Below are 25,429 nucleotides of genomic sequence, written 5' to 3' on the forward strand. Positions count from 1 at the left end.
CAAGAGACCTATCTATGAGTTTTACCTCCCTGGGCCTATCCGCCCCGATACTTAAAGCCGTCGCCGAACAGGGCTACGACACACCTTCGCCTATCCAAGCGCAAGCGATTCCTGCTGTGCTTCAAGGCCAAGATGTGATGGCGGCCGCCCAAACAGGAACAGGTAAAACGGCAGGTTTCACCTTGCCTCTGCTCGAATTGCTCAGCAAAGGTCAAAGGGCTCAGGCGGGTCAAGTGCGCACTTTAGTGCTGACTCCCACCCGCGAGTTGGCCGCACAGGTTGCTGAAAGTGTTGAAACCTATGGCAAATATCTGCCACTGCGCTCCGCCGTCGTATTTGGGGGTGTGCCTATCAACCCACAAATCGCTAAGCTGCGCCACGGTGTCGACGTGTTAGTCGCCACCCCGGGTCGATTGATGGATTTGTACAATCAAAAAGCGGTGAAGTTCAACCAGCTTGAGATCTTAGTGTTAGATGAAGCGGATCGCATGCTCGATATGGGCTTTATCCGCGATATCCGCAAGATCCTCGCCATATTGCCTAAGCAGCGCCAGAACCTGATGTTCTCGGCCACTTTCTCCGACGAAATTCGTGAGCTGGCTAAGGGCTTAGTCAATAATCCGGTTGAAATATCAGTCACTCCGCGTAACGCGGCGGCCACGACGGTAAAACAATGGGTTTGCCCCGTCGATAAAACCCAAAAATCGGCGCTGTTAATCCAACTGATTAAACAGCACGATTGGCAACAAGTGCTGGTATTTTCACGCACTAAACATGGCGCCAACCGTTTAGCTAAAAATCTCGAAGAAGCCGGAATTAAAGCGGCTGCCATCCACGGGAATAAGAGTCAAACCGCTCGCACTAAGGCCTTAGCCGATTTTAAAACTGGCCAAGTTCGCGTATTAGTCGCGACCGATATTGCCGCCCGCGGGTTAGATATAGATCAGTTACCTCAAGTGGTTAACTTCGACTTACCCAATGTACCTGAGGATTATGTGCACCGTATCGGCCGGACTGGACGCGCGGGCGCTTCTGGGCAAGCCGTGTCATTAGTCAGCAGTGAAGAAATTAAACTGCTCAACGATATCGAGCGTTTAATTAACCGCGTACTCGACCGTGAAATGGTGGAAGGCTTCAGCCCGGTACATGCCTTGCCAGAATCACGTTTAAATGCGAGTGGCAAAAATAACACTGTGAAGACTATCCCTAGCCGTCGCAATCACCGTAGTGCGGGTAAACCAGCCCCAAGAACGGGTTCTGGCCGTGATGCTCAAAAAACCGAAGGCAATAAAGACAATAGCCAACGTCAACAAAAAGCCTCGACACCCAAAAGCCACGAACATAAAGATGGACAACGCAGTGGTGATGTCGCCCGCGGCCATCAACCTAAGGATAAAAATCCAAGGCACGTTAAGCCATGGGGATAATGTAGCGGGTTCTCTTTAACTCCAATAAACATCGGCTCCAATAAGCATTAGCTCCAATAAACATCAAGGCCCAAATCCATAGATTTGGCCCTTGATGTGCTTAACGATGGAGCATCTCGGCCAGTTGCCGCTCATGGCTCAAATCGCTAATACTTGCATTCAGATTTAAGATAACAGAAGATCCCTTGGCCTTTTCATTGCCCTTAGCCTTATCCATGACTCAATCTGCCGCGCCAACGCCTAACCCAGCCAATGCCCAAGCTACTGCCAATGCGGCTTTAGATCCTAAGGTAGCTGCGACATTGCAGGCAGAAGCGCTTAACACTCAGATCCGCTCGCAATTCCCCGTATTGAATCAAATGCTTGATGGCTATCCGCTCTGCTACCTCGATACCGCGGCCACCAGCCAAAAACCGCAAAGCGTATTGGATGCGATGGCGCAGTATTACGCCCACGACAATGCCAATGTGCACAGGGCAGCACACCAGTTATCGGCGCGCTCGACGGTAAACTATGAAAAGGTGCGCGATCAATTACAGCAATTTTTACGGGCAAAACGCCGTGAAGAAATCATCTTCACCCATGGTACGACCGAATCTATCAACTTAGTCGCCTTTGGGCTCACGGCGCAGCTCACTGTGGGCGATCTGATATTAATCGACACCGCCGCCCACCACGCCAATATTGTGCCTTGGCAGGAGCTGGCCAAACGCACCGGGGCGGTGATTAAGCCCATTCCACTCACGCAAGACTGCCGTTTGGATATTAATGCCTATCGAGCCTTGCTCGCTTTAAAACCCAAAATAGTCGCCCTTTGCCATGTTTCCAATGCGTTAGGCACAGTCAACCCAGTGGCGCAATTAGTGCAATTGGCCAAGGCTGTGGGGGCCATCACCTTAGTCGATGGCGCGCAGGCGATCGCCCATATGCCTATCGATGTGACTGAAATCGACTGTGATTTTTACGTCTTCTCGGGGCATAAAATGTATGGTCCAACCGGCGTTGGCGTGCTCTATGGCCGTTTCGAGGTTTTAGATAATCTCAAGCCCCTGCTCACTGGCGGCGAGATGATCAAACGTGTGAGCTTTGAGGCGACAGAGTTTGGCAGTCTGCCGAATCGCCTAGAAGCGGGCACGCCGCCGATTGCCGAAGTAATAGGCTTAGGCGCTGCGATTAGCTTTCTTCAAACCGAGCTCACGCCCCAAGTTCGAGCCCATGAAGCTGAACTACTTCACTATTTACAAAGCCAATTGCGCGCACTCGGTGAGGTGCATTTATACGCGGCCTTCGATGACAATATCGGTGTTGTCGCCTTTAACCTTGCCGATGAGCACCATCAAGATGTGGGTATTTTGCTGGATCAACAAGGGGTTGCCGTCCGTTGCGGCCATCACTGTGCCATGCCATTAATGCAAAGCTTACACCTTAAGGGCTGTTGCCGTGCCTCTATTGGTATCTACACTAACAAAGCGGATATCGACCGTTTTATTAGCGCCCTCACCTCGGTAAAAGCGCTATTGCTGTAATTGATAATGACTAAGTCGACTATGGCTCAATCTGCTAACTCGTAAAATCAGCAGACTCATAAAACCAGCAGGCCCGTAAAATCAGGATTCACTATGACAACTCAGCCAAGGCCACTCGAGGCCGATTTTCACTATCCAGTGCAGGATGCAGACACCCTTGTCGCACGCTTCACACAGGCGGCAAATTGGCAGGAAAGATACCGTCAGATTATGCTGCTCGGCAAAGACTTACCTAGCTTAAGTAGTGAGTTTCGCCTCGAGGCGGCAAAGGTACAGGGCTGTGAAAGTGATGCCTGGCTCTACCACTTAGCCCAAGCGGGTAAACATTACTATTTAGCCGATAGCGACGCCCGCATCGTTAAAGGATTGATTGGCTTATTGCTCGGTGCCTATCAAGGTAAAACCGCGCAGGAAATCCAGGATTTTGACCCTAATGCCTATTTCAAACAATTGGGTCTAGAAGGCCAACTGAGCCCATCCCGCACTAACGGCCTTAATGCACTTGCAAGGGCAATCAAAGACTGTGCCCAATAACCAAAAGGGATTTCAATTTACAGCCTAGATAACCAAAAAAGGGATTTAATCAAAGACTTCAACCGCAGTTATAGGGTATAAAGAAGTTATATTTGCGTTAATGGATAGGAACAGAGCATGCCCAACAAGGCAGTCAATCACCCACGTCGAACCCTGCTTAAAGGCCTTGGCGCAGCCACACTGTTAAGCCAAATGGCCAGTTTCCCAAGCTTAGCCGCCGCTCCCAGACGGCTCTATATCGATGGTTTATCGTTTCTTCCCGATGACTTAGGTGATGTAACCGCCTCTAAACTCGACGCCTACCTTTGCGATATCTCCGCCATTGAAACCATAGAACAGGCCGACGGTACTCAAAACTACAAACGCACCTACAAAGCCTGTATGGACAGCATTAAACAGGCCGCCAAACGGGTAAGCGAACATCCGGATATTTTGCTGCAAGGTCTGACGGGGCGCGATATCCAGCTCGCGCGGGAGAGCCAACGAACGGCGGTATTTTTTCAAATTCAAGGCGCGGATTGTGTCGAAGAAGACAGCGATGCCAACCAATGGGCACGCCTCGATGAATTCCATCAGCAGGGGCTGCGGGCACTGCAACTCACTCACCACTATGGCAATACCTTCGCCGGAGGCGCCTTAGACAATGATGCTAACGGTGGACTCAACAACCCGCTCACCGCCCACGGGCGAGCGCTGATTGCCAAGCTTAACCATGCCAATATCCTCATCGATGTCAGCCATTCCAGCGCCCAAACCGCCTTAGATGTGGCAAAAATATCTAAGTCACCCATAGTGCAAAGCCACGGCGCGGCCCGCGGCATAGTCAATCATGCCCGCTGCTCACCCGATGAAGTGATCCGCGCCATAGCCAATACGGGTGGGGTGTTTGGGGTATTTATGATGAGCTTTTGGCTGACCAATAAACCCGTGCCCACACTTGATGACTATATTCGCCAACTGGAATACGTGATGCGGGTCGGCGGGGTGGATTGTGTCGCCATCGCTAACGATTTTCCGCTACGCGGCCAAGAAAACCTGCTGGCGCTCAATAATGACAACGCCCAGGGCATTAAAGAATATCAAGAATGGTGGTACAGCCTAAGGGCCAAAAAAGTATTAGGCTTCGATGCAGAACCAAGACACGTAGTGATCCCCGAGTTAAATCATATCGACCGTATGAGCCGCATCGATGACGCCCTCGCCAAAGCACGCTTTAAGTCCACCGACCGCGACCGCTTTATGGGCGGCAACTGGCAAAGGGTGCTTAATAACGTACTAGTGTAAATGCCATTGTTATATCGACCCGTTTGATTTTAAGCTAACTTACAGGACAAAGGGCCGCCCTTATCAATCGTAAAATACCGCGAGCCAGAGGGTTTCGCTATGCGTCGAGGTCGAAGCGACGCGGTGTTTTTGATGGGGCAGAATAGTTAAATAGTCCCCTGGGGTTAATACCACCTGCTCACCTAGCTCAAATGCTAAGGTCGCCTCCCCCTTCAGCAAGAGCACAAACTCATGTTGGGTTTGGTCGTACCATTGCCCGGCTGGGGTCGATTGCCCATGGGAGATAATGCGCTCGATAGTCACATTGGAACTCCCCGCCAATTTTTCAAATACCTCCGCAGAGAGAGCGGCGGGGATATCACTAAAAAAGTTGTGAACCATTTTTTATCCTTATCTTGTTCCAATTTATGGGCCATTCCATCCCATATATTCGGGTATTTTAACCAATACCACATTGAGAAATGAAACCATAAACCGCTATGATATGCGCACTGAAAACTCACCAGTCGTGAGTATCCCTCAGATAAGCTTATTGTTTTACATATGGATATGGAGATTTCGCCCGATGTCGTTGTTTCGCGCACTCAAAGCTAAGTTGTTTAATTCCCGAGAAAATCACCACGAGCCCAAGGACAATAAGCCTTTAAATCCCCAAGAAGATCAACAACCTGTATCGCCCAGCAAGGCTACGGATTTTCAGCGAAATTTTAGTTTAAGCATCAGTGCGAGCGAGGCGGATGCAACATCACGGGAAGAAAACGTTGCGAGCGACATGGTTATCTACCACTACCAGGCACAGCAAACCATCGAACTCCTAGGTTGGGAGCGGGAAAACGAGTCATGCGCTTTCCATGAAACCCAATTTGATCGCCTTGAGATCATTCATAAAACTAATGGATTAGAAAAGCATTTCTGGTTAGCTAAAGAGAAAGTCTGCAGTATTCTCCCTAAAAACACCCAAGGCTCTTATCCGCAGGCCGCGGCGATATTGTGGCAGGTAGAATTTAATAATATCGATGCCTTACTGATAAGTCACTTCACGATAGACAGCCATCAAATAGTACAAGGCGATATTCAAGACTACGCAAGCCTTACAGGAAAATTGCATCGCACTTTCCATCAAATTGATACCGAGCAGGGCCTAAGGATCTTAAGAATTGTCACCCAAGCCCCGGATCTGACCCAAGCCGTAGACTCAAACTATTTTGGTGAGCGTGAGGGTGTGACCCGCCAGTTCGATGCCCTTGGTACTTTGTTATTTGAGGGACATTTCATCAATGATCAGCAGCTTGGGCAGCAAACTTGGTACGACCATGATGGCAGAATAAATCAAAGGGAAGATCGCCATCCCAATGGCATGTTTATCAGCCACTACTATGAAGATGGTCAGCTGAAAGAAACCGCAGAACTTGACAGCGATGGTCGCTATATCAACACCTTAACCCGTTACTATCCCTCAGGCCAAGTGCAGCTTATCCGCCCTTTGTTGACCGATACGCTCCATGGTATTGAAAAACAATATTATCAGGATGGTTCGCTAGAAGCGGAAAGACACTACGACCAAGGCCGTGAATATCAAGCCACCTGGTACCATGCTAATGGCGTAATCAAGCAAAAAATGTCAGCCGATCATTCGGGCAAAGTCATTGAAGAGTTTTATGACACGGGCAAGCCCGCATGGCGTGAATCATTTAATGCGAACGGCAAGTTACAGGGCGAAAGCTTAAAATGGCACCCCAATGGCCAGCTCGAAGAGCAGAATTATTTTGAGAACGGCAAAGAGCAAGGCACAGCCCTCTGGTACCATGAGAATGGCCAGCTCGCCCTAGAAATTGACTTAGAAAATGGGTTAAGGGAAGGCAAATTTAGAAGCTACTTTCCAAGTGGAGTGCTTTCGGCCGAAGGCCAATATAAAGATAATCTTTCGATTGCCCCGTTTATCGAATACTACGAAAACCAGCAAATCCAGATGTATTTACCCCACACGGCGGGCAATCGCGACGGCACCGCTCGCTGGTTCTATGAAGACGGCACTATTCGTTCTATTTCGGTATATGAAGTCCGTGATGGTCAAGGGTATCTTAAGGAATCAAGCTTCTATAATGAGCAGGGCGTGCTAACCTCGTATCAGCACCATTCCAACACCCGCTGTGGTTATCTTCTTGATAATAATCAAAGGGAATATTATCAAGAGGGCATAGCTGATACCCGCATCGAATACTATGAAAATGGGGCAATTCGTTGGTTATTAACCCGAACTATGGACGATAACTTTAGTGCTAAAACCCTGTCCCCGGAAGGCGCGATACTCGAAACGGGCACGATCAAGATCCTTGACGATAACTACACAGACATAGGCCATTGGCAAAGATTTAATGCCCAAGGCCAAGTGAACCGCGAAGTCTGGCTAGATGACCAAGGTGTGCTCATCGAAAGCCGTCACTACTTTGATACTAATGAAAAGGGATCTGAGTCAACCCCGGGCATTTATCAGGCTGAAGCGGCCGTTTTGTCCTATCAGCTCAAATATGATCCCGCGAGCAAACTCTATGGGATGAAACGCTATCACCCCAATGGCCGCCTCGCCGAAGAGGGTAATCTGAATATCCAAGGGCAAGAAAAATTCTGGGTAGGCATTCATAATCAATATGATGAGCAAGGTAAGCTTAAGCTCTCAGAAACCTACACTATGGCAGGTGAGCCAATAGAACATACCACTAATTCTAGCTCGATTATGTTTAACTGATGTTGGGTATTAGGGCGGAAAATAAAGTAAGCCTCAGTAAAATAAGGCTTACTTTAGGTCATTGTAGAAACGCAATCAACGGAAAACTAAAGCGCAAAAGTGGCGATCGTTTTTTGAATACCGACCACATCGGTGCCGCGTTTAAGCTCTTTGACTAAGGGATCGCGCTGGCCTGAGATCCAAATTTTAAGCTCTGCATCCATATCGAAATGGCCTGTGGTTTCCACTTCAAAATGGGTAATAGATTTATAGGGCACTGAATGATAAGTGACTTTTTTACCCGTCATCCCCTGCTTATCAATTAAGATCAGGCGTTTATTGGTAAAAATAAACAGATCGCGGATCACTTTATAGGCAAGTTTGAGTTCTTCCTGGATCCCCATAATCGGCCTTAATTCCTCGGCAAGTTCCTGTAAATCCACCTCGGAGGCATTGCCCAGTAAACCGTCTAATAATCCCATAGTTACATTCCCTATTATTAATTTTATTTTCAATAAGATATCCGCTCATAACCCCCAGTGCAACACAAGTTAATGGGCGGACATAAACTGGGCTTAAAAGATCGATTTAACGGGCTGATTTCATGTGAAATACTCGCTCAGTCTCGGCTCATCTTGAGCGTAAAGCCGCTATTTAGAGATGCTTCTGGCCCCGAACTTGGCGGTTTTCACCTACTACCATCATTTCACATTTTGGACAATCAAAAACCAGCTTAAGCACATCGTTACCGATTTCGAGCACCATAGGATCGGCTTTGATACCCGGCACTTCTTTAGGACAAAGATTAAAGTTAAATCTCAGGCAGTGCTTAGTGATCATCAAAGGCACATCTTCGGTGACACCGTTTTTCTCATAGGTATCTTGAATTTCAATCACACCGTGGCGTTGATAAAAACTCTTAGCCTTTTCATTGGCGACGTTACCTAAGTAACTCAGATGTTTAACCGGATAGACAGCATCTTGATTATATTTCCAAGGTTTAGGACGCTGATAGCCAGCGACACGGGCAAGCTCGAGTGCAGCGACGGCATCACGGCGCAAACCGTTCAACACAGAGGCAGGTAGGAACCATGGCTTAGCGGTTTCAATACTGATTTGGCGAGCAACAAAGTCTGTACTGCCCAGCTTTGCCAGTTGGGTACGGATAGTCTGCAAGGTTTTTTCGGCATCGGTTGCGGGCGTCTTTTCAACTTCAAGTTCAACCGTTGCGCTCAAGCCATACACATCCGTTAGCGTCAGCGCTATCCCTGCTGCGGTATCGATTAAGCGCATATCCACGCCAATAATCCGCTTAGCTGATTCCTTAGATAATAAGGTTTCAAAGGCTTGATTGTGGTTACGGTATAAGGTCATACCGACTTTTAGATCCTTTGGCACCTGCAACACATGCAGTTTATGGCCTTCGGCGCGGTTAATCCGCAGGCCTTGGAGTTTGTCATCGGATTGTTTTGCCATCGCATAATTTGGCGGGAAATAGGCTAGACCATCGCCATTGTTAAATGTATGGCTTGAACTGACTTGAATAAAATCTTTACCAATGGCAACCACTTGGCCCACATCCTGACCAATATACTTAGGCGAGCGGAAATCCTTGATCCCTTGGCTACGCTCATGGACAAAATAATCTGTACTGCCACGGTTAAAGGTTTTTTCAGGATCTGGGGTAAAAGTATGTTCGCAGCGACCGTGGGATGACGCCTTAAACTCTGGGCGACGGGCCATAATCGCATCTAATTTTTGACGATAATGGGCGGTGACGTTTTTAACGTAGCTTAAATCCTTGAGGCGGCCTTCAATCTTAAATGAACGAATACCCGCATCGATTAAGGCTTCGAGGTTATCGGTTTGGTTATTATCCTTGAGGGACAATAAATGTTCATTCTGCGCTAACACATCCCCCGCACGAGTTTTTAAATTCCCCGGTAAACGGCACATTTGCGAGCACTCACCGCGGTTAGCACTGCGATTACTAAAGGCATGGCTCAAGTTACATAAACCACTATAAGCCACACAAAGTGCACCGTGAATAAAGAATTCGAGCTGCATATTAGTGTGCGCCGCCACTTCACGAATTTGGCTTAGGCCAAGCTCACGGGCGAGCACTACCTGGGAGAAGCCAACTTGCTCTAAGAAGGCGACCTTTTCAGGATTACGGTTATCCATTTGGGTGCTGGCATGTAAGGCAATAGGCGGCAAATTGAGTTGCAACACGCCCATATCCTGCACAATCAGTGCATCGGCGCCGGCTTCGTACAAGGCCCAAATCAGTTTTTCGGCCGCGTCCAGCTCATCGTCCATCAGGATGGTATTGAGCGCCACAAACACTTGAGCATGGTATTGATGGGCATAGGTACATAGGCGAGCGATATCTTCAACACTGTTGCCAGCCGTTGCCCGCGCTCCAAATGCAGGGCCACCAATATAGACCGCATCCGCACCGTGGCGAATGGCTTCAATACCATAATCGGCATTCTTTGCTGGCGCCAATAACTCAAGGCGGTTATGGACGTGAGAAAGATTCTCTGGTGTGTAAATTTCTGGCTGGCTCATGGCTTCACAGGCTCAAAATAATCGGTAACGAAAAGGACGGGAGTATAGCAAGAACTGAAAAACACCTCTATCAGCAAATCATCAACTAATGCGCTTTAGTTTGCTCTAAAGCTGGCATCTTTCAAGGCACATACTTGCACCCTCAAGCCTAGCAGAGTATCTTTGCCCCGCATTGACGAATAGGCACTATGATGACTGATTTTATTTACCAACCACCGACAACACCTTGGCTCGATATTCTTTATCAAGATAAAGACATTATCGTTATCAACAAACCCTCGGGATTATTGTCGGTGCCCGGTCGAGATCCCGCCCACTACGACAGTGTCTATGCCCGAGTAAAAGCCGAGCATCCCCACTGCCAAATCGTTCATCGCCTCGATATGGCGACTTCAGGCGTGATAGTCGTCGCCTTGATCCGCAGTGCCGAGCGCGAGCTAAAACGTCAATTCCACGACCGAGAAACCAGCAAAACCTATATCGCACGGGTGGCTGGCCATATTAAACACCACACTGGCAGCGTCGATTACCCGCTGATCTGTGACTGGCCAAATCGCCCTAAACAGAAGGTCGATCATCTGGTTGGTAAACCTTCATTGACGCACTATGAAGTATTAAGCCGTGCCAAGCACTCAACCTTAGTCAAACTCACCCCCATCACTGGCCGCTCACACCAATTAAGGGTCCATATGATGGCGATTGGGCACCCAATCCTAGGCGACGGTTTCTATGCCGATCCGCTCGCTAAATCCTTAGCCCCTCGTCTTCTACTACATGCGGCAGAACTCACGATTAAACATCCGTACACAGGCGTCAGTATGACTTTTAGTGCCGCAGCGCCATTTTGTGAGCCACAGGGCGAACAATGATCACTAAAATTAACTGATAACCGCAAAAGCAGTAGCAATTCCCCATAAAAAAACGTAACTTTATGACAATTCATTATGTTATAGAGAGTTTGTTTATGGAAACCGCATTTCAACGTGATCAGCTGGATAATCATATACTCGAAGCCCTAATGCAGGATGCGCGTACTCCCTTTGCCGAACTCGCTAAACGTTTCGCAGTGAGTGCCGGCACTATCCATGTTCGGGTAGAAAAGATGAAACAAGCGGGCATAATCACAGGCGCGCAGATCACAGTAAATCCTAAGGCGCTAGGCTATGATGTTTGTTGCTTTATCGGCATCAATCTAAAAAGCGCGGGAGATTACCCCGCCGCAATCGCCAAACTCAATGCCCTCGAAGAAGTGGTCGAAGCCTATTACACCACAGGTAACTACAGCATCTTTGTAAAGGTAATGTGCCAATCCATCGATGGCCTGCAGCACGTGCTCATCAATCGCATTCAATCCATCGATGAAATTCAGTCGACTGAAACACTCATCAGCCTGCAAAACCCGATAGTCAGGGCGGTAAAGCCTTAGATGGAAATCGACTAAGTTATTACAATCAGAACAAAATACCGTAAAAATGCGACCAAAGTCTTTTTTCAACTAAAAGTGTTAACCACAAAACATTTTTGTGTTACAACTTCATTGCTAACGCCAAAAGAGCGCAGCAAAACCATAACAATCTAGAAACAAGCGCGTTTTACAAAGTGCTTAGACATTTATTGACAAGGAAGAAGTTGTGAAGACAAAACTATCGATTGCTATATCAGCAGCTCTACTATCAAGTGCGGCCATTGCTGGTACAACAGCTCAATACAATACGACCAACCAAACCACAGATAAGTATGCTGGTATCAGCGTTTCAAAAAATGGAAACAATGAGCAAAAGCAAGCTGTTGCTTGGATGATCAAACTTAAATCGCCTTCACTTGCCCAACAAAGCCAGCAGAAGGGTTTTAACCAACAATCAGTAATGAGCAACATTGAAAGCTCACAGGCCAATGTTAGAAATGCGATTCAAAGTATGGATGCTGACATTAAAATTGTCGCAACCACCTCAAAATTAGTGAATTCCATTGTTGTTCAAGGCGATCGTAAAAAATTTGTCTCTTTACTTAAAAATCCTGAAGTCGCAGATATTTTACCTATCTATGACTACAAACTAGATGTCGCAGATAGCGCTGAATATATAAAAGCCAAAGCAGTCATTGAGGCAGGTGTTGCCTCGGGTAAAGGCCAAAAAGTTGCAGTTTTGGATACTGGTGTTGACTACACTCATAAAGCCCTCGGCGGTTCAGGTTTAGTTGCAGATTACCAAGCGGCCGTTGCGGCAAAGAGTGAACAACCAAACTGGCCGCAAGGTAAAATCATTGGTGGTTGGGACTTTATTAATAACGATCCAAATCCAATTGATGCTGGCACCAACCACGGCACCCATGTGAGCCATTCTGTGGTTGGCGTAGCTCCTGATATAGAACTACTCGTTTATTCCGTTTGTACTAACTTGAGTTGTCCTGGTATCGCTCAATTAAACGCACTTGAAGCCTCTATGGATCCAAACGGTGATGGCGATATTAGTGACCGCGTGGATACAGTGAACATGTCATTAGGCGGTGACTTTGGTGATACTGACGGCGGTGCCGTTCAAGTGATGATTGATGAGATGGTTCAGCTGGGTGTGAACCTAGTTATTTCTGCGGGAAATGATGGCCCAACACCTTTTGTGGTCGGAGGCCCTAGTACGACGAACAGCGCACTATCTGTAGGTGCAATGACACACCCAACGACAAAAGTCGGTAAAGTAGAAGCACTGATTGCGGGTAATTCAGTCACGGCTGTTGCTGCAGGTTTTAACAAGTCGAATGTGTATAGCTTCACTAATACAACAGCTCCGATTGTCTATCCCGCAGCTAATAAGAATGGTTGCGCAGCCTATAGCGAAGATTTAACGGGCAAAACCGTATTAATTGATCGTGGTGTTTGCGGCTTCGTTGTCAAGGTATTAAATGCACAATTGAAAGGCGCGTCATTTGTTATCGTCGCCAATAACGCCGCTGGCGCTGGTGCCATTGTCATGGGTGGCACAGACGATAATATCACTATACCTTCGGTAATGGTTTCAAAAGAAGATGGTGATGTAATCAAAACGGCCCTAGCAGCTGGAGATGTACCATTTAGCATTTCATCAACTGAAGTCACTACTGCAGGTGCAATAGCAACATTTACTTCACGTGGACCATCAATTGCAGGCACTTTAAAGCCAGAAATTACGGCTCCAGGCACAGATATTCTGACCGCTCACCCTGGTTACGGGGATAAATTATCGCCAATTAGTGGTACTTCATTCTCCAGCCCTATCACAGCTGGTGCAGTCAGCATCATCCGTGAAGCTTTACCCCATCGCAATGCATTTGAAGTTAAAGCTACGATAATGAACGCAGCTAACTTAGATATAACGCTTGAGCCAAAAGAAATTAACCCAGACACTGAGTTAGCGCCGATTAGTTATATTGGTTCAGGACTGGTCGATGTTGAGAAAGCGATAAATCTTCCTGTCGCAGCTTGGAACAAAGAAACAAACCAAGCAGCACTCGCTTTTGGTTTGCTTGCTCTTAATAAAACAACCACTATGACTAAAACAGTCACAGTTAAAAACTTCTCAACGGCTGAAAAAACTTACACATTAAAAGTCGATCAACGTTTCCAGAATGACTTAGATTCCGGTGCACTCAGCTTTGCGTTACCAACAAGCGTGACCATTCCTGCTGGGCAAACTATTGATTTTGACGTTACAGCGACCATTGACCCCACCAAACTGCCTGAATGGTCACTAACTTCATCATATGAACTTGATGGCACTGCAGCAGATGCTTCTACTGCGCTGACATTGTCTGAGTATGATGGTGCGATCCAGTTTATGGATGGCGAAGAAAAAGCACTGCATTTGGTTTATCATATTTTGCCAAAAGCTGCTGCGGCAATTTCAGTCTCAACGGAAGCAACTGAAGCGGGCCTAGTTCGTACACTAACCAACATTGGTGCTACGTCCATCACAGATCCATTCACTGCACCGTTAATTGCAACAAGCCCCGTTGATGCATCAAAGCGTCACGATTTACTCAATGCATCAAGTGAACTCTTATTAAGTAGTTCATGTGACGCAGGTATTGCCATCTATAACACGCTACAAATGCGCGATCCTATCGTTCATGCCTTAACTGCAAGTTACAATGTTGACTATGACCTCAATAATGATGGTGTTTGGGACTATACCGCAGCAACAGTAAACTTAAACTGGTTTGACGATGCGTACCCAAGATCGATTTACGGTTTAGTCTCTCCATACGGCACATCAGACGGATTTTTAGAGCCCGTTTTCCATGTTACTGGCAATGACTTTTTAACCAGTAAAGTGTGCTTTGAAGATGTAGGTTTGACCGAAACCGACTTAGGAAAAACGATTAAAGTTCGCTACCGTGTCGAAGATAGCGACTGGGCTCCAACACCATCAGGGGATGAGGACAGCACAGTTGCGACACTCGTTCTTGACGCTTCAGGCACATCAGCAATGTTAGTGGATTCTGATGGTAAAGAAGTGACTGAGTTGAAGCCAGGAGCAAGTGCTCTTTTAGAAGCTGAAGTCGGCGATGATGTGAAGGGCTTTATGTTCCTATCCGATTCGGGATCTATGTCAGTTGTAGCCAATACAACCGATGAGGGTAACTCAGCTCCAACAGTAGCAGATACAACTCTGACAGTAGATAAAGGCACAGCTGCAGGCACAGTGTTAGGCCAAATAACGGCTACAGACCCTGATATGCTGACCAGCCCATTCTCAGAGTTTGTGACACTCAGCTCCAATAGCAGTATGGTATTAGTTGCTAAAGACGGTACAGTCAGATTGAGTGACGATGCTGTTATTAACCAACAAAGTGGCACTATTGAGCTTGAAGTCGCTGCCATAGATACTATGGGCAATACTTCTACGCCAGCTAAGATCACTGTCTTAATCAACAATACTAAGCCAACAGTGGCGCCTACAGGGATGACAAGTACTGAAGGCTTTGTTGTAACGGCCCAGGCAAATGGTAAAGATGCTGATAAAGATGTTTTAACTTATAACTGGGTACAGACTGGCGGAACTAAAGTTGCGTTTACTAACGGTGGAAACGCAATAAGCTTCGCTGCTCCTAGTGGCGATCATGTGTTAACTTTCTCAGTGACAGCTTCGGATGGAAAACTAGAAAGTGATGCAGGCACGGCAACTATTACAGTGAATGCTAAAGAAGCAGAATCATCTGGTGGTGCTCTTGGTTGGTTAACAGCCCTGTTATTACCATTAGCGGCAATGCGTCGTCGTATGAAGTAATAATCTACGGACATGAAGAAGGGAGCCTAATGGCTCCCTTCTTATTTGGTTATCAACCTACCAACTAAGTTCGCAATCCTATTCCTCGGGAGATAAGGTAATAAGCAACGCCCCATAGCGCGGCACAGAAACCCACCATAATGGCGATGGATAAGGGAATGCTAATATCGGCAAACCCTAAAAATCCGTAGCGGAATACGTTGATCATATACACAACGGGGTTAAGGGATGAAACGCCCTGCCAGAAGGATGGCAAGAGTGACAGGGAGTAAAACACGCCACCAAGGTAAGTTAATGGTGTGAGCACAAAAGTCGGTATGATGCTGATATCATCGAAACTTTTAGCAAATACCGCATTGATAAGCCCACCCAATGAGAATAACACTGAGGTTAAAAAGACCGTCATCACCACTAAACCGGCATGATGCAGGCTAATATCGACAAAGAACATAGCGACGAGTGTCACTATCAACCCCACACATAAACCTCGGGCGACGCCACCGCCAACATAGCCCGCAATCATCACATAATGGGGCACAGGCGCGACCATGAGTTCTTCTAGATTGCGCTGAAACTTTGCACTGTAAAAGGAACTGGCCACGTTCGAGTAAGAGTTAGTGATCACCGACATCATAATCAAACCAGGGGCAATAAATTCCATGTAGGACACCCCGCCCATTTCCCCTATTCGGCTGCCGACCAAATTACCAAAAATCAAAAAATACAAGGTCATAGTAATCGCAGGCGGCACTAACGTTTGGATCCAAATCCGTGTAAACCGATTAATTTCTTTCGTTAAAATACTTTTAAAGGCGATAAAGTAGAGCTGTTTCATGCCTTGGCCCCCGGCGTTTTCTTCACTAATTCAACAAAGAGTTCTTCTAAACGATTCGACTTATTGCGCATCGATAACACTTCCACATTGGCGGCAGTTAACTGGCTAAAAACATCATTCAGATTATGCTCTTTGGCTACATCTACCTCTAAGGTGTGGGGATCGGTTAAACGACAGACCATACCATTGAGCGAAGGCGCCGCGGGTATATCCCGGCGCAGATCGAGGATAAAGGTCTCCATATTGAGCTTACTGAGTAGCGCCTTCATACTCGTGCACTCAACCAGTATCCCCTTATCGATAATGCCAATGTTACGGCAGAGCATTTCCGCTTCTTCGAGGTAATGGGTGGTAAGGATAATCGTCACGCCCTGTTGATTGATTTGCTTGAGAAATGCCCACATAGAGCGGCGTAGTTCTATATCCACCCCGGCGGTAGGCTCATCTAAAATCAGTAGCTTAGGTTCGTGCATCAGGGCGCGGGCAATCATTAAACGCCGTTTCATACCGCCGGATAACTCCCGCGACTGGCTGTTACGTTTTTCCCATAGATCCAATTGGCTTAAATATTTTTCGGCACGCTCGAGGGCCACAGTTTTTGGCACACCATAGTAGCCCGCCTGATTCACCACAATTTGCAATACGGTTTCAAACTGATTGAAATTGAACTCCTGCGGCACTAAACCTATGCAAAGCTTAGCGTGTTCTAGCTGTTTATCTATATCATAACCAAAGACTTTTACCGTCCCTTCAGTCTTTTGCACCAAGGAGCTGATAATCCCAATGGTGGTTGATTTTCCCGCCCCATTCGGGCCGAGTAAGGCAAAAAAGTCCCCCTGCTTAACCTCAAGACTGATGCCTTTTACCGCTTCGACACCGCCTTTATAGGTTTTTTTAAGTCCTTCGAGTACCAGAGCATGGGCTGTATTGGCCATAGTGATTCCTGATCTTTCAATAGCGAGAGTTATAAGATGGTGGCAAAAAAACCAAATGCAATACGTTAACAGGGTTAAAAGTCAAAGCTAGGGCTAATCAGTTGAACTGTAAGCGCTTAAATTTATTAAATATGCTTAACTTTAACCTTGGTTGCGTCACGGCTCAAACCGCCGGATAGATAAAAGCAAAACTCCCACACAGGGCGGGAGTTTTGTTCAAGACCGAACGGGGCCTTAATTAGAGCGGTACCACTTTGGCAATATAAGGCAGATTGCGATACTGCTCGGCGTAATCGATACCGTAGCCAACGATAAACTCATCGGGAATGGTAAAACCGATAAAGTCTACTTTAACATCCACTTCGCGGCGCTCGGGTTTATCGAGCAGCGTACACAGGGCTAAGCTCTTAGGTTCGCGCAGCAACAGCATTTCACGTACTTTGCTTAATGTATTACCCGAGTCAATCAGATCTTCCACAATCAATACGTCTCGGCCAGCGATATCCGATTGTACATCTTTCAGCACTTTCACATCCCGTGAACTGGTCATAGCATTGCCATAACTGGAAACCGCCATAAAGTCGATTTCAACATGGCCTTTGATACGGCGGCATAAATCAGCCATAAAAACCACTGAGCCCTTTAACAGCCCTACCATCAGCAGGCGTTCGCTGTTGGCATAGTGGGCATTAATAAGCTCGGCCATTTGATCCAATTTTTGGCTGATCTCTTCTGCAGAGATCATCACTTCGGTGGTGTGTTTCATATTAATCTCAATTGTCGATGTCGCGGTCAGTTATCTTGCTGTAACCCCAGCGACTCGTTAATGCATGGTCAACGCCCAAATGATCTAAGATCCGAGCGACCATGAAGTCTACCAGATCTTCCACCGATTTGGGATTATGATAAAAACCTGGCGCGGCAGGCATAATAGTGACGCCTAGGCGAGAAAGGTTAAGCATATGCTCTAAGTGAATGGAATTAAAGGGAGTTTCCCTAGGGACAAGGATGAGTTGCCCGCGTTCTTTGATGACGACATCCGCCGCCCTCTCGAGCAAATTATTGCTCATTCCCGTAGCAACCGCCGCTAATGTCCCGGTGGAACAAGGGCAAATCACCATTTGCTTAGGTGCAGCACTGCCCGAGGCTGGCGGTGAAAACCATTCATCCTTACCCAGCACCACCAGCTCACCCGCTATCGCCACATGTCTTTGGGCAAGCAGTTCCAGCAATTGTGTTTTGGCTTTATCGCTATTGGCGCTGAGCTGCACCCCGTGCTCGGTAGCCAGCACGACGCGCGCGGCACTGGAGATCATCAAAAACACTTGATAACCCGAGGCCAATAAGCATTCGAGTAGCTTCAACCCATAGGGGGCGCCCGAGGCACCTGTCCAAGCTAAGCTTATCGCCTTAGCGGACTTTACATAGGCCATGGGATTAAACCTGTTCCATCAATTGCGGGCTCACCTCGAGGGCAGCCAAGAGCTTTTTATGTAGGCCACCAAACCCGCCGTTGCTCATCACCACTATGGTATCTCCCGCTTTTGCCGTACTGGCCACTTTAGCGACCACATCATCAATCTGGTGCAGCACAGTGACAGGGATCACCGCGGCTTCCATAGCTTCTTTCATATTCCAGTCGATGGTATCGGCTTGATATAAAAAGGCTTCATCGGCCTGCATCATAGAATAAGCTAAAGTGTCTTTATGCACTCCGCTCTTCATCGTATTCGAGCGCGGCTCCAACACCACAGTGATTTTGCTCTGGCCAACCTTAGCACGCATGCCCTTTAGGGTCGTTGCGATTGCCGTTGGGTGATGAGCAAAATCATCGTACACACTGACGCCATTAACAGTACCTAACAACTCGAGACGGCGCTTAGGCGGAACAAACTTTGCCAATGCCGCAATCGCAGCACTCGGCTGTACACCCACATGGCGCGCCGCAGCAATGGCCATAATGGCATTTTCGATATTATGTTGCCCGATAAGATCCCACTCGAGTACCCCTTGGGATCCGCCATCGAAAAACACTTCAAATTGATGGCAATCATCACTGAGCGCTTTGCCATACCAACCCGTTGCCGATTCGCCGCCATGGAAGGTTTCCTGCTCGCTCCAGCAACCCATATCGATTGTTTGTTTTACCGCTTGGGAATCGGCTGGCCAGAGGATTTTGCCTTCTCCGGGAACGGTGCGGATAAGGTGATTAAACTGTTTTTGGATAGCAGCAAGATCGGCAAAAATATCGGCGTGGTCAAACTCAAGGTTATTAATGGCTAAGGTACGCGGATGATAGTGCACGAATTTGGAACGCTTATCGAAGAAGGCACTGTCGTATTCATCGGCCTCAACCACAAAGAAAGCGGATTGACCTAAACGGGCCGAAACCCCGAAATTTTGCGGAACGCCACCGATTAAAAAACCAGGCTCATAGCCGCAATCTTCTAAAATCCAAGCGAGCATGCTCGAGGTTGAGGTCTTGCCGTGGGTACCCGCAACCGCTAAAACCCAACGTTCAGGTAAAATATGGTCGGCTAAAAACTGCGGGCCAGAGGTATAAGGTATGCCCAGATTCAATACAGCTTCGACGCAAGGATTGCCACGACTCATGGCATTGCCAATAACGACTAAGTCAGGATAGTGCCCTGCATCACCCAATTGGCTTGGGTCAAAACCTTGAATAAGTTCAATGCCTTGATCTTCAAGCTGTGTACTCATCGGGGGATAGACATTGGCGTCTGAGCCCGTCACTCTATGCCCTTTTGCCCTAGCTAATAATGCTAAGCCACCCATGAAGGTTCCGCAAATGCCTAAAATATGTACGTGCATACCGCTCGCTCTGATGTTTTTGAATTCAAGGCCATTCTAATCCATCACAGGGCAGATTGGCAGGTTAGGATCACGGAAAAGCGGCTCAATAAGAAAAGATCTGAAGGGGCGCGAGGATATTTTACAATTCAATGATTTTTCTCTAACAGCGCCGAATCACTTGGCTTGTACACTGGCGTAAAGTTTAGCATGTTGGCTACGGTGACGATTAAACAGGAACTGACGTAGCGCCTCACGCTCTTCGGCCTCAGCTTGAAATTTCACTATGGCTAAGCCCTTCTCACTGCGGATGGGCTCGATATCCACTCGCAGAGTCTCACCATCGGGAAGCTGCAATTGTAAATCTTTACTCCCAAGCAATTGGGTGAATTGTTGCTGCGACTTAGCCCGAATAGCCATTCCCGAACTCGATAGGGATACCACTGACCATTGCTCGCCCTGATCATGGTCAAATATCCACACATCTTCGGCCTGAGTTAAACGCCAGCTACGTTCGACGCCCGATGCATCTAACACTTCGGGCACACCTAATGTCGGTTGCAGTTGTCCAAAATCATCCACTTTCAGGCACAGGGGGAACCAAAGTTTATAGGGGCCGACTTCAGCGAGTAAGGTCAATTTGGCCTTACCTAAAATAGAGGCAATCACCTGCGGAACCTCAGTCGATACAGTCAACACATGGTTGACCATAGGCTCTTGAGGGAAATTATCTCGGCTCAATCCACTATCGAGCCGTGTAGGGGTAAATAACTCCCTAAAACAAGCTAATTCCTCTAGGGATAAATGGGGTTCATCCACCATACGACCATCACCTAAAACGAGAGACTTATCCAAAAAACTACCACCAAAGCCTGGCGCTGTACATTTTTTGTTCTCCACACAAAAAAGAACCCTAGCCTAACGGTGCAAATGCCCTTGCACCATTAGCCATTTAGACTATTTATTGATAGCGCTTGATGGTTGAGCTTATACGGAACTGAGCTTGTGCGTAGACAAACTTTCTCGTAGCTAAACTTTACCGTAGCAGAACCTGCAGAATTTAGTCGTCGTGTTTGACGGTCGCCGCCGGGGGAGCAAAGAGGACCTGCAACCTCTGCTTAAGGCTTAATCCCGTCGCCGTCACTTCAGTGAACATGTCGCGCCATTCGCTAAAAGTGACTTTTAGGGGGTTAAAACTGTTTATCGGTTTAGTGATGCCGTAAATCACAGTGTCAACCTCAAGCTCAAAAGTCCCAAAGAGCTTGTCCCAAATGATCAAAATCCCTGCATAGTTTTTATCGATATACTGTGGGTTGCGGCCATGGTGAACTCTATGGTGTGATGGGGTGTTAAAAATCCATTCCAAGGGGCCAAGGGATTTAACGGCTTGGGTATGCACAAAAAATTGCAAACCAAGATTGAGTAACACCACAAAAACCACCCAATTAGGATCAAAACCGACTATCACCAGCGGTAACCAGAAGATCCACATACCGGCAAAGGGGTACATTAAACTCTGGCGAAACGCAGTGCTAAAATTCATATTTTCAGAACTATGGTGGACCACATGTGCCGCCCACATCCAACGTACTCGGTGGCTCGCCCGGTGAAACCAGTAATAACAAAAATCCTGCGCGACCATTAGGGCGATAAAACTGAGGGGACCCATTTCAATATCGAAGAGTTTCCAACCAAAGACCGCGAGATATAGCTTAGCGATCAGCAAACCGGTAAGCAGATCGGCGCCTTGGTGCATGGCCGCAAGGCTAAAATTACAGAGTACTTCAGGGCCGCGATAACCTGCACTCAAGGGCAGTTTTTGTTGCCTATCACCCAAATACCATTCCAGCAAAATACACACGAAAAAAATCGGAGCTAAGACTAATAACAGCACTTCGGGATGCTGAATTAATGCGGCGATATCCATATGATTTTTCCTATTTTTATTATTATTTATTGTCTACGAGATTAATTACCAACGAGCGTAATGATCTTCGGTTAAACCAAGTACATTATTCAACGAATGGCGTCGTCCCTGATTATCGATAATAGTGCCGCTAAAATGGCCGATATACTGGCGAAAATTGCTCTTTAGTAGGAGCAAATTGCGTTTTTCGCTACGACAGTTCCTAGCTGAAAACTGCAGCTCGACTTGCCCGTTATGGCTATAGATGCGCCACACTTCAGCCCCTTGGCTGGCATGACGGTCAAATTCAAACTGGACAGGCCCAAGTAAATGTCGCTCACCATTAATCCAAAAGACATTTTCATTGGCGCCGGTTTCATTGACTCCCGCGGCAAGATTAAGCCCCATAATGCCACCCTCGATTTGGGCGTTAATCGAAGCCCAGCGCCAACTGGTATCGCGGCGCATAAAACCCGCCGAAAAATCATATCCTGCTAAAGCTTGATTGAGTGGCTGTGGCTCATGTTCAACGGTCAAACTGCCTTTAACGGTGAGGCCATTGTGTTTCTGCGTATAGGTCCAGCCGTTGTAACCCGTTGGACTGCACATCGCCATAGGTAAACTGAGTGGCGCTGGCTGCAACTTAAGGTCGGCTTGAAGGTGTTGCGTATCGAGGAGCAAGCGCCACCCACCATCGACTATCTCAAAACTAAACCCAGCCCCTTTGCGGCCAATGCCACTCTTGCCATTGGCGGGAGAGGCGCTCATCCGATAGCCAAACCTTAAGGGTTTTAGCCAGCTTTGCTGGGTTAAACGATTGTTTTTTATGTCATATATATAGCAAAAAGCACTGCCAAGATAGGCAATATCGGCCAGCGCTACGCCAATCACGTATCTGGGTGTAACCAAGGAAACGAACTGGAATTGTTTGTAGTCAAAGCGTCTTGCCCAGGCCGAAGCGGGTCTATCCATAGTGTCAAAATAGGCAAAATTGGCCACACCTAAGGACTTAACTATGCCATCGAAATGACCGAAATGCGGGACACCTTTAGGATTGATTAAACTATCAGGGGCAATTTGAGTGGTGATGGGTAACATGACTTCGCCTTGCGCTTGCATAAGTAATTTGGAGCATAAATGCGCTCTAATTCAACGTTGAATTTTTACTCTAACCTGTCCCCCTCTGCATTAAAAGAGTGCAACATCAAATTGTTGTAACTTTGTTATAGAACGCCACACTATTTAATCTCGCACGTTTAAAATATAAGCAAAAAAAAAGCGCCTTAAAGGCGCTTAACACTCATCTTAGAAACGATAGCTCATACCCAAACTGACGCCCTGCACTTGCAACTCGTCCATCGGCACATATTGATATTCAACATTAAGGCCTAAACCGGATTTAAAGCGGTATTGCCATCCCGCAGCACCATAAAAACCCATGTCATTTGAGTCTTTATCCTGCTGCCCGACTTCATAACTCACTTTGCTATAACCAGTACCGACCTTAGCATAAAGACTGTTACCACTAGACAATGCATATTCACCGTACACAGCCCCACGAACACCTTGATAACTCAGGTTTTTAATGTCGCCTATGGCCTCGCTAAACGCGCTAACAACCCCGCCCGTCCCCGCAAAATAGCCAGCTTCAATGCCAAAATGTTCATTGAGCATATAGCGATAATAAATGTCACTCGTAAAACTATCGCCCGCATCATAATCGCCACTTTTCGCTTTAAGCTCTTGGCTACCGTAACCTAAACTTCCGCCCAAAATGTGTGAGGACTCGTTAGCATTGGCATTAAGGCTAAACATCCCAACATTCATGCCTAGGGCTAAAACTCCCAATATTAAGTAGCATTTTTTCATCTTTCGGCTTTCCTATCTACAGCTCTAAAAGCGTTCATCATACTCCTCCATCCTGTATCGCAACTGAACCTAAGCGCCCTTAAAAAAGTGCTCCGTGGCATCAAAAGTGATTTCTGGTATGCTGTAGCCACTTTATATTTGCACGAGAGATCCCATGAAACGGCTATTACTGACCTTAACTTTTCCCCTGCTATTCGTGGGCTGCGCAAGCCAAAATCCAACCCATATGGCTTTCAGTCCCCAAGTGCCCGATGTCAGCCAACAAACACCTAGACCTATTTCGATTTCACTCGACACTATTGATACTCGTAATGTCGACTATGTGGCCAGCTTTATAGAAGAAGGCACTAAGACACGCTTAGTGGGCCCGAGCGAACCGCCTAAGTTGCAACTCGATGAAGTGTTTCGCAATGGGTTTACACAGGCGGGCTACCAAATCGATCCCAGTGCCGCCCATTCTGTCCAAATTCAATTGGCAGAATTACAGATGGATGTGACCAAAAACACCTTCGGCTATGAAGCAAAGCACAGCATCTTAATTTCGGTACAGGCTCGCAATGCAACCCAAGAACTGGTTAAGCGTTACAAGGCAAAAGGCGTACTCAAAGGCCCTTTAACACCGGATTTTGCCACCCTAGAACTGGATATGAATAAGCTTCTTGGCCAGCTCACAGGGGAAATTTTAAACGACCCTGAACTCAACCAATTTTTGCAGCAACAACAGTAATGCTCAGCAATTAATAAGGAAATCAAAATGCTTCGTTGGATATCTGCACTCTTACTCCTAGGCGCCAGTCACTGTAGCTGGGCTGTCGACATTCAGCCCGACACTCTCTATCCCCAAGTCGAGTTTGATACCAGTTTAGGCAAAATAGTGGTCGAGCTAGATAGAACCCGCGCGCCCATTACCGTCGATAACTTTTTAACTTATGTTGTCAAAGGCGAATACGACAACACCATTTTCCACCGCGTGATCAGTGACTTTGTGGTGCAAGGGGGCGGACTAAATACCAAGTTAGAGGAGCTACCAGCCGGCAAGCCAATCGTTAACGAATCGGGTAATGGCTTAACCAACAGCATGGGCACTATTGCCATGGCTCGGGATAATGAACCCCATTCGGCGACTCGCCAGTTTTATTTCAACGTGGCCGACAACACTAAACTCGACCCGTCGAAACGCCGTTGGGGTTATGCTGTGTTTGGCGAAATCATCGAAGGAAAAACCGTATTAGAGGCAATGGCCGTGGTCGAAACCACGACCAACGCCAAACTCAATTGGCCCGATGTCCCAGTCACTCCCATTATTTTAAAAACAGCAAAATTACTCCCGAAAAAATAATCCAAAAAAATTCGAGCAAAAGCGCTAATTCAACACCTATACTCAGGGAGCAATAGAAAGGAGGCAACGATGACGGTAGTAGAATTCATCGATAATAAAGCGCCCCAACTTGCGCTGTATGGAAAAGCGTTTTTGAGCGACGAACTCGATTTCCATGAAGTCCAGCTCTATCTTTGGGATACCCTTGAGGAATGGCAACAGCTAGTCCCGACAGGCGAAGCGCAAACGGAAACAGAAAAAGTGTTTTGGCATGTGCTCCACAGTTTTAACAAGTGGCCAGACTGGATGATCCGCGGCAATCATTATCTGCGTAAACACATTGATGATTGCTGTGACTTCCTCAGTTTAGGGGGCCGAATGCCAGCGGGTTGTATCGGTATTCGACCTTAGTGTTCAAATCACATCG

22 protein-coding genes and 1 pseudogene are annotated in these 25,429 nt (G+C 47.1%); 11 read left to right on the forward strand and 12 right to left on the reverse strand.

Annotated elements, in window-relative coordinates; translation table 11 throughout:
- Window positions 1–14: 14 nt before the first annotated feature.
- The 4 genes and pseudogenes from JFT56_RS15680 to JFT56_RS15695 all read left to right on the forward strand — a co-directional run.
- Window positions 15–1,409 (forward strand): annotated as a pseudogene (locus JFT56_RS15680) (DEAD/DEAH box helicase); the annotation flags it as partial.
- Between the two features lie 233 nt (window positions 1,410–1,642).
- Window positions 1,643–2,953, forward strand: coding sequence for a cysteine desulfurase (locus JFT56_RS15685; RefSeq protein WP_198783606.1), 1,311 nt, complete (start codon window positions 1,643–1,645; stop codon window positions 2,951–2,953).
- Window positions 2,954–3,046: 93 nt separating this feature from the next.
- Window positions 3,047–3,487, forward strand: a complete 441-nt coding sequence (locus JFT56_RS15690) for a SufE family protein (protein ID WP_198780942.1) — start codon at window positions 3,047–3,049, stop codon at window positions 3,485–3,487.
- A gap of 117 nt (window positions 3,488–3,604) precedes the next feature.
- On the forward strand, window positions 3,605–4,771 hold the full coding sequence (locus JFT56_RS15695; protein WP_198780943.1) for a membrane dipeptidase: 1,167 nt from the start codon (window positions 3,605–3,607) through the stop codon (window positions 4,769–4,771).
- A 63-nt stretch (window positions 4,772–4,834) separates the two neighbouring features.
- Here the strand turns inward: JFT56_RS15695 and JFT56_RS15700 are convergent, their stop codons facing one another.
- Complete coding sequence (locus tag JFT56_RS15700) at window positions 4,835–5,152, reverse strand: cupin domain-containing protein (RefSeq protein WP_198780944.1); 318 nt, start codon at window positions 5,150–5,152, stop codon at window positions 4,835–4,837.
- Window positions 5,153–5,336: 184 nt separating this feature from the next.
- Between JFT56_RS15700 and JFT56_RS15705 the strand changes: the two genes are divergently transcribed.
- Window positions 5,337–7,517 (forward strand): toxin-antitoxin system YwqK family antitoxin, encoded by a 2,181-nt coding sequence (locus tag JFT56_RS15705; RefSeq protein ID WP_198780945.1) that lies wholly within the window; start codon window positions 5,337–5,339, stop codon window positions 7,515–7,517.
- An 86-nt stretch (window positions 7,518–7,603) separates the two neighbouring features.
- On the opposite strand, the gene JFT56_RS15710 is transcribed toward JFT56_RS15705, so the two are convergent.
- On the reverse strand, window positions 7,604–7,978 hold the full coding sequence (locus JFT56_RS15710) for a PH domain-containing protein (protein ID WP_198780946.1): 375 nt from the start codon (window positions 7,976–7,978) through the stop codon (window positions 7,604–7,606).
- Between the two features lie 172 nt (window positions 7,979–8,150).
- The gene (locus tag JFT56_RS15715) at window positions 8,151–10,067 is read right to left on the reverse strand and encodes a peptidase U32 family protein (RefSeq protein ID WP_198780947.1); all 1,917 of its coding nucleotides are present in this window, start codon (window positions 10,065–10,067) and stop codon (window positions 8,151–8,153) included.
- A gap of 191 nt (window positions 10,068–10,258) precedes the next feature.
- Between JFT56_RS15715 and rluA the strand changes: the two genes are divergently transcribed.
- The 3 genes from rluA (at window position 10,259) to JFT56_RS15730 (ending at window position 15,328) form a co-directional block, all read left to right on the forward strand.
- Window positions 10,259–10,936, forward strand: coding sequence for a bifunctional tRNA pseudouridine(32) synthase/23S rRNA pseudouridine(746) synthase RluA (rluA, locus tag JFT56_RS15720; protein WP_198783607.1), 678 nt, complete (start codon window positions 10,259–10,261; stop codon window positions 10,934–10,936).
- A 95-nt stretch (window positions 10,937–11,031) separates the two neighbouring features.
- Window positions 11,032–11,493: a transcriptional regulator AsnC gene (gene asnC, locus JFT56_RS15725; RefSeq protein ID WP_007645479.1), complete on the forward strand. Its 462-nt coding sequence runs from the start codon at window positions 11,032–11,034 to the stop codon at window positions 11,491–11,493.
- Between the two features lie 205 nt (window positions 11,494–11,698).
- Window positions 11,699–15,328, forward strand: coding sequence for a S8 family serine peptidase (locus JFT56_RS15730; protein WP_198780948.1), 3,630 nt, complete (start codon window positions 11,699–11,701; stop codon window positions 15,326–15,328).
- Window positions 15,329–15,392: 64 nt separating this feature from the next.
- On the opposite strand, the gene JFT56_RS15735 is transcribed toward JFT56_RS15730, so the two are convergent.
- The 9 genes from JFT56_RS15735 to JFT56_RS15775 all read right to left on the reverse strand — a co-directional run bounded on the left by JFT56_RS15735 (window position 15,393) and on the right by JFT56_RS15775 (window position 23,684).
- Window positions 15,393–16,163, reverse strand: a complete 771-nt coding sequence (locus JFT56_RS15735; protein ID WP_007645477.1) for an ABC transporter permease — start codon at window positions 16,161–16,163, stop codon at window positions 15,393–15,395.
- Complete coding sequence (locus tag JFT56_RS15740) at window positions 16,160–17,098, reverse strand: ABC transporter ATP-binding protein (RefSeq protein ID WP_198780949.1); 939 nt, start codon at window positions 17,096–17,098, stop codon at window positions 16,160–16,162. The genes JFT56_RS15735 and JFT56_RS15740 overlap by 4 nt, the downstream gene beginning before the upstream one ends.
- A 238-nt stretch (window positions 17,099–17,336) precedes the next feature.
- Window positions 17,337–17,864 (reverse strand): hypoxanthine phosphoribosyltransferase, encoded by a 528-nt coding sequence (hpt, locus tag JFT56_RS15745; RefSeq protein WP_198780950.1) that lies wholly within the window; start codon window positions 17,862–17,864, stop codon window positions 17,337–17,339.
- Window positions 17,865–17,871: 7 nt separating this feature from the next.
- Window positions 17,872–18,531 (reverse strand): flavin prenyltransferase UbiX, encoded by a 660-nt coding sequence (locus JFT56_RS15750; protein WP_198780951.1) that lies wholly within the window; start codon window positions 18,529–18,531, stop codon window positions 17,872–17,874.
- A gap of 4 nt (window positions 18,532–18,535) precedes the next feature.
- On the reverse strand, window positions 18,536–19,930 hold the full coding sequence (mpl, locus tag JFT56_RS15755; RefSeq protein WP_198780952.1) for a UDP-N-acetylmuramate:L-alanyl-gamma-D-glutamyl-meso-diaminopimelate ligase: 1,395 nt from the start codon (window positions 19,928–19,930) through the stop codon (window positions 18,536–18,538).
- 156 nt (window positions 19,931–20,086) lie between these two features.
- Window positions 20,087–20,731 (reverse strand): hypothetical protein, encoded by a 645-nt coding sequence (locus JFT56_RS15760; RefSeq protein ID WP_198783608.1) that lies wholly within the window; start codon window positions 20,729–20,731, stop codon window positions 20,087–20,089.
- A gap of 238 nt (window positions 20,732–20,969) precedes the next feature.
- Window positions 20,970–21,836, reverse strand: a complete 867-nt coding sequence (locus tag JFT56_RS15765) for a sterol desaturase family protein (RefSeq protein ID WP_198780953.1) — start codon at window positions 21,834–21,836, stop codon at window positions 20,970–20,972.
- 45 nt (window positions 21,837–21,881) lie between these two features.
- On the reverse strand, window positions 21,882–22,913 hold the full coding sequence (locus tag JFT56_RS15770) for a DUF2804 domain-containing protein (RefSeq protein WP_198780954.1): 1,032 nt from the start codon (window positions 22,911–22,913) through the stop codon (window positions 21,882–21,884).
- 207 nt (window positions 22,914–23,120) lie between these two features.
- The gene (locus JFT56_RS15775; RefSeq protein ID WP_198780955.1) at window positions 23,121–23,684 is read right to left on the reverse strand and encodes a porin family protein; all 564 of its coding nucleotides are present in this window, start codon (window positions 23,682–23,684) and stop codon (window positions 23,121–23,123) included.
- A 154-nt stretch (window positions 23,685–23,838) separates the two neighbouring features.
- Here JFT56_RS15775 and JFT56_RS15780 point away from each other — a divergent pair, with 154 nt between their 5' ends.
- The 3 genes from JFT56_RS15780 (at window position 23,839) to JFT56_RS15790 (ending at window position 25,413) form a co-directional block, all read left to right on the forward strand.
- Window positions 23,839–24,411 carry a YajG family lipoprotein gene (locus JFT56_RS15780; RefSeq protein WP_198780956.1) on the forward strand — a complete coding sequence of 191 codons (573 nt, stop codon included), beginning with the start codon at window positions 23,839–23,841 and terminating at the stop codon, window positions 24,409–24,411.
- Window positions 24,412–24,438: 27 nt separating this feature from the next.
- Window positions 24,439–25,023, forward strand: coding sequence for a peptidylprolyl isomerase (locus JFT56_RS15785; protein ID WP_198780957.1), 585 nt, complete (start codon window positions 24,439–24,441; stop codon window positions 25,021–25,023).
- Between the two features lie 69 nt (window positions 25,024–25,092).
- Window positions 25,093–25,413 carry a hypothetical protein gene (locus JFT56_RS15790; RefSeq protein ID WP_007645459.1) on the forward strand — a complete coding sequence of 107 codons (321 nt, stop codon included), beginning with the start codon at window positions 25,093–25,095 and terminating at the stop codon, window positions 25,411–25,413.
- Window positions 25,414–25,429 lie beyond the last annotated feature (16 nt).

It is taken from the genome of Shewanella putrefaciens, assembly GCF_016406305.1.
GTDB lineage: Bacteria > Pseudomonadota > Gammaproteobacteria > Enterobacterales > Shewanellaceae > Shewanella > Shewanella putrefaciens_C.

What these genes read in the sequence shown, in the direction of transcription:
- JFT56_RS15740 (WP_198780949.1), bottom strand. Translation starts at nt 17,098, where the DNA reads ATGGCCAATACAGCCCATGCTCTGGTACTCGAAGGACTTAAAAAAACC.
- JFT56_RS15765 (WP_198780953.1), bottom strand. Translation starts at nt 21,836, where the DNA reads ATGGATATCGCCGCATTAATTCAGCATCCCGAAGTGCTGTTATTAGTC.
- JFT56_RS15780 (WP_198780956.1), top strand. Translation starts at nt 23,839, where the DNA reads ATGAAACGGCTATTACTGACCTTAACTTTTCCCCTGCTATTCGTGGGC.
- JFT56_RS15760 (WP_198783608.1), bottom strand. Translation starts at nt 20,731, where the DNA reads ATGGTGGATGAACCCCATTTATCCCTAGAGGAATTAGCTTGTTTTAGG.
- JFT56_RS15715 (WP_198780947.1), bottom strand. Translation starts at nt 10,067, where the DNA reads ATGAGCCAGCCAGAAATTTACACACCAGAGAATCTTTCTCACGTCCAT.
- JFT56_RS15685 (WP_198783606.1), top strand. Translation starts at nt 1,643, where the DNA reads ATGACTCAATCTGCCGCGCCAACGCCTAACCCAGCCAATGCCCAAGCT.
- JFT56_RS15770 (WP_198780954.1), bottom strand. Translation starts at nt 22,913, where the DNA reads ATGTTACCCATCACCACTCAAATTGCCCCTGATAGTTTAATCAATCCT.
- JFT56_RS15695 (WP_198780943.1), top strand. Translation starts at nt 3,605, where the DNA reads ATGCCCAACAAGGCAGTCAATCACCCACGTCGAACCCTGCTTAAAGGC.
- rluA (WP_198783607.1), top strand. Translation starts at nt 10,259, where the DNA reads ATGACTGATTTTATTTACCAACCACCGACAACACCTTGGCTCGATATT.
- mpl (WP_198780952.1), bottom strand. Translation starts at nt 19,930, where the DNA reads ATGCACGTACATATTTTAGGCATTTGCGGAACCTTCATGGGTGGCTTA.
- asnC (WP_007645479.1), top strand. Translation starts at nt 11,032, where the DNA reads ATGGAAACCGCATTTCAACGTGATCAGCTGGATAATCATATACTCGAA.
- JFT56_RS15785 (WP_198780957.1), top strand. Translation starts at nt 24,439, where the DNA reads ATGCTTCGTTGGATATCTGCACTCTTACTCCTAGGCGCCAGTCACTGT.
- JFT56_RS15710 (WP_198780946.1), bottom strand. Translation starts at nt 7,978, where the DNA reads ATGGGATTATTAGACGGTTTACTGGGCAATGCCTCCGAGGTGGATTTA.
- JFT56_RS15690 (WP_198780942.1), top strand. Translation starts at nt 3,047, where the DNA reads ATGACAACTCAGCCAAGGCCACTCGAGGCCGATTTTCACTATCCAGTG.
- JFT56_RS15700 (WP_198780944.1), bottom strand. Translation starts at nt 5,152, where the DNA reads ATGGTTCACAACTTTTTTAGTGATATCCCCGCCGCTCTCTCTGCGGAG.
- JFT56_RS15775 (WP_198780955.1), bottom strand. Translation starts at nt 23,684, where the DNA reads ATGAAAAAATGCTACTTAATATTGGGAGTTTTAGCCCTAGGCATGAAT.
- JFT56_RS15790 (WP_007645459.1), top strand. Translation starts at nt 25,093, where the DNA reads ATGACGGTAGTAGAATTCATCGATAATAAAGCGCCCCAACTTGCGCTG.
- JFT56_RS15705 (WP_198780945.1), top strand. Translation starts at nt 5,337, where the DNA reads ATGTCGTTGTTTCGCGCACTCAAAGCTAAGTTGTTTAATTCCCGAGAA.
- hpt (WP_198780950.1), bottom strand. Translation starts at nt 17,864, where the DNA reads ATGAAACACACCACCGAAGTGATGATCTCTGCAGAAGAGATCAGCCAA.
- JFT56_RS15750 (WP_198780951.1), bottom strand. Translation starts at nt 18,531, where the DNA reads ATGGCCTATGTAAAGTCCGCTAAGGCGATAAGCTTAGCTTGGACAGGT.
- JFT56_RS15735 (WP_007645477.1), bottom strand. Translation starts at nt 16,163, where the DNA reads ATGAAACAGCTCTACTTTATCGCCTTTAAAAGTATTTTAACGAAAGAA.